General features: G+C 68.9%; 7 protein-coding genes. 5 read left to right on the top strand and 2 right to left on the bottom strand.

Annotated elements, in window-relative coordinates:
• Positions 1 to 80 precede the first annotated feature (80 nt).
• Complete coding sequence (locus VI08_RS08765) at positions 81 to 1,274, bottom strand: DesA family fatty acid desaturase (protein WP_045829178.1); 1,194 nt, start codon at positions 1,272 to 1,274, stop codon at positions 81 to 83.
• A 235-nt stretch (positions 1,275 to 1,509) separates the two neighbouring features.
• Between VI08_RS08765 and VI08_RS08760 the strand changes: the two genes are divergently transcribed.
• The 5 genes from VI08_RS08760 (at position 1,510) to mutM (ending at position 5,711) form a co-directional block, all read left to right on the top strand.
• The gene (locus tag VI08_RS08760; RefSeq protein ID WP_045829177.1) at positions 1,510 to 2,241 is read left to right on the top strand and encodes an ABC transporter ATP-binding protein; all 732 of its coding nucleotides are present in this window, start codon (positions 1,510 to 1,512) and stop codon (positions 2,239 to 2,241) included.
• Positions 2,238 to 2,993 carry an ABC transporter permease gene (locus VI08_RS08755; protein ID WP_045829176.1) on the top strand — a complete coding sequence of 252 codons (756 nt, stop codon included), beginning with the start codon at positions 2,238 to 2,240 and terminating at the stop codon, positions 2,991 to 2,993. The genes VI08_RS08760 and VI08_RS08755 overlap by 4 nt, the downstream gene beginning before the upstream one ends.
• Complete coding sequence (locus VI08_RS08750; RefSeq protein ID WP_045829175.1) at positions 2,993 to 4,339, top strand: GldG family protein; 1,347 nt, start codon at positions 2,993 to 2,995, stop codon at positions 4,337 to 4,339. Before VI08_RS08755 ends, VI08_RS08750 begins: the two co-directional genes overlap by 1 nt.
• Position 4,340: 1 nt before the next feature.
• A complete protein-coding gene (locus VI08_RS08745; RefSeq protein ID WP_045829174.1) occupies positions 4,341 to 4,808 on the top strand; it encodes a hypothetical protein in 468 nt (155 codons plus the stop codon).
• 90 nt (positions 4,809 to 4,898) lie between these two features.
• Entirely contained in the window at positions 4,899 to 5,711 is an 813-nt protein-coding gene (gene mutM / locus VI08_RS08740; RefSeq protein ID WP_045829202.1) for a bifunctional DNA-formamidopyrimidine glycosylase/DNA-(apurinic or apyrimidinic site) lyase, read from the top strand.
• Here mutM and VI08_RS08735 read toward each other — a convergent pair whose 3' ends face one another.
• Positions 5,712 to 6,485, bottom strand: coding sequence for a hypothetical protein (locus VI08_RS08735; protein WP_045829173.1), 774 nt, complete (start codon positions 6,483 to 6,485; stop codon positions 5,712 to 5,714). It abuts the gene before it with no gap.
• Positions 6,486 to 6,488 lie beyond the last annotated feature (3 nt).

The raw sequence follows: 6,488 nt of genomic DNA, 5'->3' as shown, positions 1-6,488 counted from the left end.
TTCCCCGGTAATCCGCGATGAACCCAAAAAAAGGCCCGCCATTGGCGGGCCTTTTTTCGTTGCAGCTCAGCGGGGTGGCTTTACGCACCCACCGCCGAGTACCCCTTCAGCCGCTGCGCGAACTGCTGCAGCGAGCGGATGCCGCTTTCCTCGGCTTCGTGGATCCACTGCTGGAGCGAGCTGAGGGCCTTGTCGGCGCCACGCTCTTCCATCAGGGCCACCAGGCGGGCGCGGAAATCGCACACGGTCTGCAGGGCCGGGCGGTTGGCCAGGGCGGCCTGCATGCGCTCGCGGGCATCGTTGTCGAGCCAGCGGCCGCCGTCGGCCAGGGCGCGGCGCAGGCGCCGCGGGATAGCCTTCATGCGCTCGCCGGCCGAACCGGCCTCTTCGCGCATCGTCGGTAGGATGACGTTGCGGTAATAGTCGGTGGTGGCCTGGAAACGCAGCGCAAGCACGCCCTTCAGCGTCTCGGCATCGGGCAGGTGCACGTTCGGGCGCAGGTTCAGCGTGGGGGCCACGCGGAGCACCTTGGCGAGGCCCACGGCACGCAGGGTGCAGATGGCCGCCCAGCCGATGTCGAACTCCCACTTGCGCAGCGCGAACTTGGCCGAGCTGGGAAACGCGTGGTGGTTGTTGTGCAGTTCCTCACCACCGATCCAGAAGCCCCACGGCGAGATGTTGGTGGCCGTGTCGCTGCTTTCGAAGTTGCGGTAGCCCCACCAGTGGCCGATGCCGTTGACGAAGCCGGCGGCCCAGAACGGGATCCACAGCATCTGCACGGCCCACAGTGCCATGCCGATGACGCCGAACAGCGAGACATTGATGAGGGCCATGAGGACCGGGCCCCAGTACGGGTGCTTGCCGAACAGGTGGCGCTCGAACCAGTCGTCGGGCGTGCCGCGGCCGTACTTCTCCATGTCGGCCTTGTTGTAGCTGGCTTCGCGGTACAGCGAGACGCCGTCGAGGAACACCTTCTTGATGCCAAAGACCTGCGGGCTGTGCGGGTCTTCCTCGGTCTCGACCTTGGCGTGGTGCTTGCGATGGATGGCCACCCACTCCTTCACCACCATGCCCGTCGTGAGCCAGCCCCAGAAGCGGAAGAAGCCATTGAGCGTCCAATGGAAATCGACGCCGCGATGGGTGGCGCTACGGTGGTAGTACAGCGTCACCGTGAAGATGGTGAGCTGGGTGACCACGAGCATGTAGACCACGATCTCGCCCCACGACGCGCGGGTGAGGCCGTTGGCCAGGAAGTCGAGCACCGTGTCGAGCATCGGTCGGTTACCGCTTGGGTAGTGAAGGGAATGTACAGGTGTGCAGTCTATAGGGACGCCCCCGTACCCACCAGCACGGAGCGCGGCAAAATGTGAAGCCCACGGTTGGCGAAATGTGCCCCTTTCCGCACAATCGCCCCATGACCGCCGCCCGCCTTGTTCAGCCATGTGAAAACCCGCGCGCACGTTGCCCGCAGGTTCCTGCGCTTTGCGCGCCATTGGGCGATTTAGCCGCATGATCGCTACCGCTTTGCTGAATGTCGCCGGCATCTCCCGGCGCCGGGCCGGGCGCACGGCGGTCAGCGACGTCAGTTTCTTCCTGAACCGGGGTGAAGTCCTGGGCCTGCTCGGCGTCAATGGCGCGGGCAAGTCGACCACCCTGCAGATGCTTTCGGGCGCGCTGAAGCCCGACACGGGCAGCATCCAGCTCGACGGCCGCGACTTCGTCGCCGATCCCCGCATCGCGCGCCAGCTCATCGGGTGGCTGCCCGAGAACGCCCCGCTGTGGCCCGAGCTCTCGGTGGAAGAACACCTGCAAGCCTTCGCCACGCTGCGCGGCGCCTCGCGCGGCGATGCCCGGGCGGCGGCCCGGCGCATCATCGACCGGCTGCAACTGGGCGAACTGCGCCGCCGCCTCGCTGGCGTGCTGTCGCAGGGCCAGCGCCAGCGGCTTGGCCTGGCCTGCGCGCTGGTGCACGAGCCCGCCCTGCTTATCCTCGACGAGCCCGCCAATGCGCTCGACCCGGTGCAGGTGGGCGAGCTGCGCAAGGTGATCCGCGAGCGTGCCGCCGCCGGCAGTGCCGTCATCCTCTCGACGCACGTGCTGGCCGAAGTGGTCGCCGTGTGCGACCGGGTGGCCATCCTCCACGACGGCCGGCTACGCCACGATGCGCCGCTGGGCGGCAGTGGCGGTGGCAAGGCGCTCGAGGCCACGTTCTTCGGCATCGCGACGGGAGCCGCCGCATGAGCTTCGCCGCCGTCACCCGCCTGGAACTGCGCCGGCTGGCCGTGCGCCCGCTCGCCTGGGCGCTTGCCGCCCTCACCATCGCATGGCTCGCGTGGACGTTCGTGCTGGGCCTGGGCCAGTTCCTCGGCGCCCAGGTGAAGCTCGCCGCCGTCGCCGATGCGCCCGGTTTCACCGATCTGGTCGCCATACCGTTGCTTGCCGAACTGGTGAAGCTCTCGTTCCTGGTCGTGCCGTTGCTGACGATGTCGCTCATCGCCGGCGAACGCCGCACCGGTACGCTCGCCCTCCTCGCCTCGGCCGGCCTGCCCCCTTGGCGCATCGTCATCGGCAAGTACGTCGCCGTGCTGGCATGGCTCGGGCTGTGGCTAATCGCGACGCTCGCGATGCCGCTCATCGTGGGTGCCAGCGGCTCGGCGGACTGGGGCAAGCTCGCCTCGGCCACGCTCGGCACGGGGCTGGTGCTCGCGACACTCGCCGCGATCGGCCTTGCATGTTCCGCGGCCACCGCGTTCCCCGCCATTGCCGCCGCCATGGCACTCATCATCACGCTGGCGTTGTGGACCATCGACCGTGGCGCGCAGGCCGCCGGCGTAAGCGGGGGCTTCCTCGACTGGCTGGCGATGGCGAACCACCTGCAGAACCTGCTGCGCGGCCTGGTCACGTCGGTTGATATCGCGTGGTTCGCCGTGGCCATCGCGCTTGCGCTCACCCTCGCCATCCGCCGCCTCGGCGCCGACCGGGAGCGCCAGTGATGCGCCGCCTTGATCGCTGGCTCGTCACCCTCGGGCTCTTCATCGCCGCCGGCTGCATCGGCTTCCTCAGCTCGCGCCATGTCTGGACGGCCGACTGGACCCGCGGTGCGCGCGCCAGCCTCGCCCCCGAAAGCGTGGCCGTGCTGTCGAAGCTGCCGGGCCCCGTCGAGGTCGTGGGTTACCTCTCGCCCACGGGCCCGCTGCGTGAGCAGACGGCCGCGGTGATCGAGCGCTACGCGCGCGAAAAGCACGACCTCACGCTGGCGTTCATCGACCCCGACAAGGACCCCGCCGCATCGCGCCAGCTTGGCATCAGCGGCGACGGCGCGCTCCTCATCCGCTACAAGGGGCGCGAAGAGCGCGTCGAAAGCCCGATCAACGAGCGCAACCTGTCGAACGCGCTGGAGCGCCTCGCGCGCGGCGGCGAACGGCTCATCGCGTTCGTCACCGGCGACGGCGAACGCCAGGGCGATGGTGTCGCCAACGCGGACCTGGGCATCTTCATGCGCCAGGTGGAACGCCGCGGCATCCGCGCCGTGCCGCTTAACTTCGCGCAGACACAGGGCGTGCCCGAACACACCGACCTTGTCGTGCTTGCCAGCCCCAGCGCGTCGCTTTCGCCGCAGGCCGTGGGCGCCCTCGTGGATTACGTCCACGGCGGCGGCAACCTGCTGTGGCTCACCGAACCATCGAACGATAACCTCGGCACCGGCGCGCTGGCCGACGTGCTGGGCGTGCGCATCCTGCCGGGCGTGCTGGTCGATGGGCAAGGCAGCACGCTCAACGTGCAGGACCCACGCATCATCGTCGAGGCGGATTACCCATTCCATGCCATCACTCGCGGCTTCCGCGACACCACGCTGTACCCGCAGGCGGCAGCGCTGGCACAGGTATCCGACCACGACTGGGCGGTGGTGCCCTTCCTGCGCAGCAGCGAGCGTAGCTGGACGGCATTCGGTGGCATCGACAACGACAAGCCCTCCACCGTCGCGTTCCACCCCGAGGCCGGTGAACTGAAGGGGCCGCTGGATTTCGGCTTCGCGCTCAACCGCCTTTCGCCCAGCCCGGACAAGAGCGAGCAGCGCGCGGTGGTCATCGGCGATGGCGACTTCCTGTCGAACACCTACGTGGGCAACGGCGGCAACCGTGCCCTGGGCGAGCGCATCGTCAACTGGCTGCTCGGCGACGACGTGCTGGTGAACCTGCCGCCGCGGGGCGCGCCCGACCGGGTGGTCACGGTATCGCAGGACGGCCTCAACGCCCTCACGTTTGGCTTCCTCATCGCATTGCCCGTGCTGCTGGTCGCGGCCGGCGGCTTCATCGCATGGCGTCGCCGGAGGCGCTGAGATGGTGAAGCGGTTACTGGGGGTCGCCGTGCTGGCAGCGCTCATCGGCGCCGTGGCGTGGCAGGTGCACACGGATAACGACGAGGTGCGCGCACACACGCTGACGGCGCTCGACCCAGCTGCCGTGCGCCGCATCGATATCACGATGAAGGGCCTGCCGCCGCAGCATTTCGAGCGGCACGGAGAAGGCTGGAGCGGCGATGACCAGGGCCGCCCCACGGAACTTGCGCAGCTGGCCGGGACGCCCGTGGCCGAATGGAAGGCGGCGGCAGGGTTCGACATGGCCAGGATCGGCCTGGCCCCACCGCTGGCCGTGCTGACGCTCGACGGCACCCGCATCGAATACGGCGACATGGCCGCCCTGGGCCGCCAGCGCTACGCCCGCGTGGGCGACCGCATCGCCTTCATCCCCGCCCAGGCGATGCCACGCGCGCCACGCACCAAGGCGCTGGATACAAAGCCGATGTAACCGCCCGCTTTTTGTAGGAGCCCGCTCGCGGGCTCCTACAGCGCCGCCAGCATGCTTGCAGTGGTCGCCGGCAAGCCCCACATTGCAGCCATGCCTGAGTTACCCGAAGTCGAAACCACCCGTCGTGGCATCGCGCCCCATATCGAGGGGCGGCGCGTCACGGGCGTGGTGCTGCGCCGGCCCGACCTGCGCTGGCCGATCCCGCCCGAGGTGACATCGCTGCTGCCGGGGCAGGTGGTGGAGAGCGTCGACCGCCGCGCGAAATACCTGCTGCTGCGCACGGGCGCGGGCACCGCCCTGCTCCACCTTGGCATGTCGGGCATGCTGCGCGTGCTACCCGCCGAGACGCCGGTCGCAAAACACGACCACGTCGACATCGCGTTTGATACGGGCAAGGTGCTGCGCTACACCGATCCGCGCCGCTTTGGCGCGTTGCTCTGGCAGATGCCCGGCGAAACCCACGAACTGCTCGAAGGCATCGGGCCCGAGCCGCTCACGGACGCCTTCGACGGCGAGCGGCTGTTCGAACTGTCGCGTGGCCGCAAGTCGGCGGTGAAAACGTTCCTGATGGATAACGCCGTGGTCGTGGGCGTTGGCAATATCTACGCCAGCGAAGCGCTGTTCGCCGCCGGCATCGACCCGCGCCGCGCGGCGGGCAAGGTCTCGTACGAACGCTACGTGAAGCTGGCCGCCGAGGTGAAGCGCATCCTCGCCTACGCGATCACCCGCGGGGGCACCACGCTGCGCGATTTCCTGGCGCCCGATGGCGCGCCCGGCTACTTCTTCCAGGAATTGTTCGCCTACGGGCGCGCCGGCGAACCCTGCAAGGTATGCGGCACGCCCATCAAGGTGGTGACGCTCGGCCAGCGAGCGTCGTTCTGGTGCCCCACCTGCCAGCGCTGATCAGGCCGGCCAGCGAATGGCTGCGTGCGAGTTGTTGAAGCGCGGATCGTTCTCGTCGCCATCGAGGTGCACGGTGAGGCCACCCGCGACGCCATCGACCTCGACCACCTGGCCATCCTCGAAATGGGCGCCCAGCGCGCCCAGGTCGACGAAGCGCTCCGCCAGCGCGCCCACGCGATCGATCTCGCGGTCGGGCACGTTGGTGATGCTGACGTCAGGGCGGCCGAACTTGCGCATGCCGCGCGTGCGGATCCACGAACGGCCCTTGGTTTCTTCCGGGCTGCACAGGATGAGCACGTGGTGGCGCGTCGGCGCGCCACCCTTGATGAGGTAGTGCTCGCGCCACTCGGGGGCGCCGAAGAGCGTGAGGATCTGCGGATCGACCACGACCGAGCCGCCCACGTCGGTCAGGCCGGCCACCACGCCAAGCGTGTCGCGCAGGTAGCCGAGATCGTCGCGGTCGGGGAAGCGGCCGCGGATGACCATGACGTGGGGGGCGTGCTTCGCCTGCTTGAACGCCTCGGGGTTGTCCTCCCGCAGCAGCTCGCCCAGGGCGCCGGCCAGCGGGTAGCCCTCCCACTTCGACAGCACCACGTTCTGCATGCGCTGCATCTCGACGCCCTCGGGCAGGCCGGGGCTGCCGTACTTCATGGCGGGGATGGCGACATCCTCGGCGAAGCTGCCGAACACGAAGAACAGCAGCACGCCGCTTTCGTCGGAGGGCTGCCAGTAGGGGCGCGGCCAGTCGGCGGCGGGCGTCGTCGTATCGGTCACGCT

This window comes from Luteibacter yeojuensis, assembly GCF_000964085.1.
In the GTDB taxonomy this organism is placed as follows: Bacteria; Pseudomonadota; Gammaproteobacteria; order Xanthomonadales; family Rhodanobacteraceae; genus Luteibacter; species Luteibacter yeojuensis_A.
Note: the sequence above shows the minus strand (reverse complement) of the source record. Positions and strands in the feature narration are given on the sequence as shown.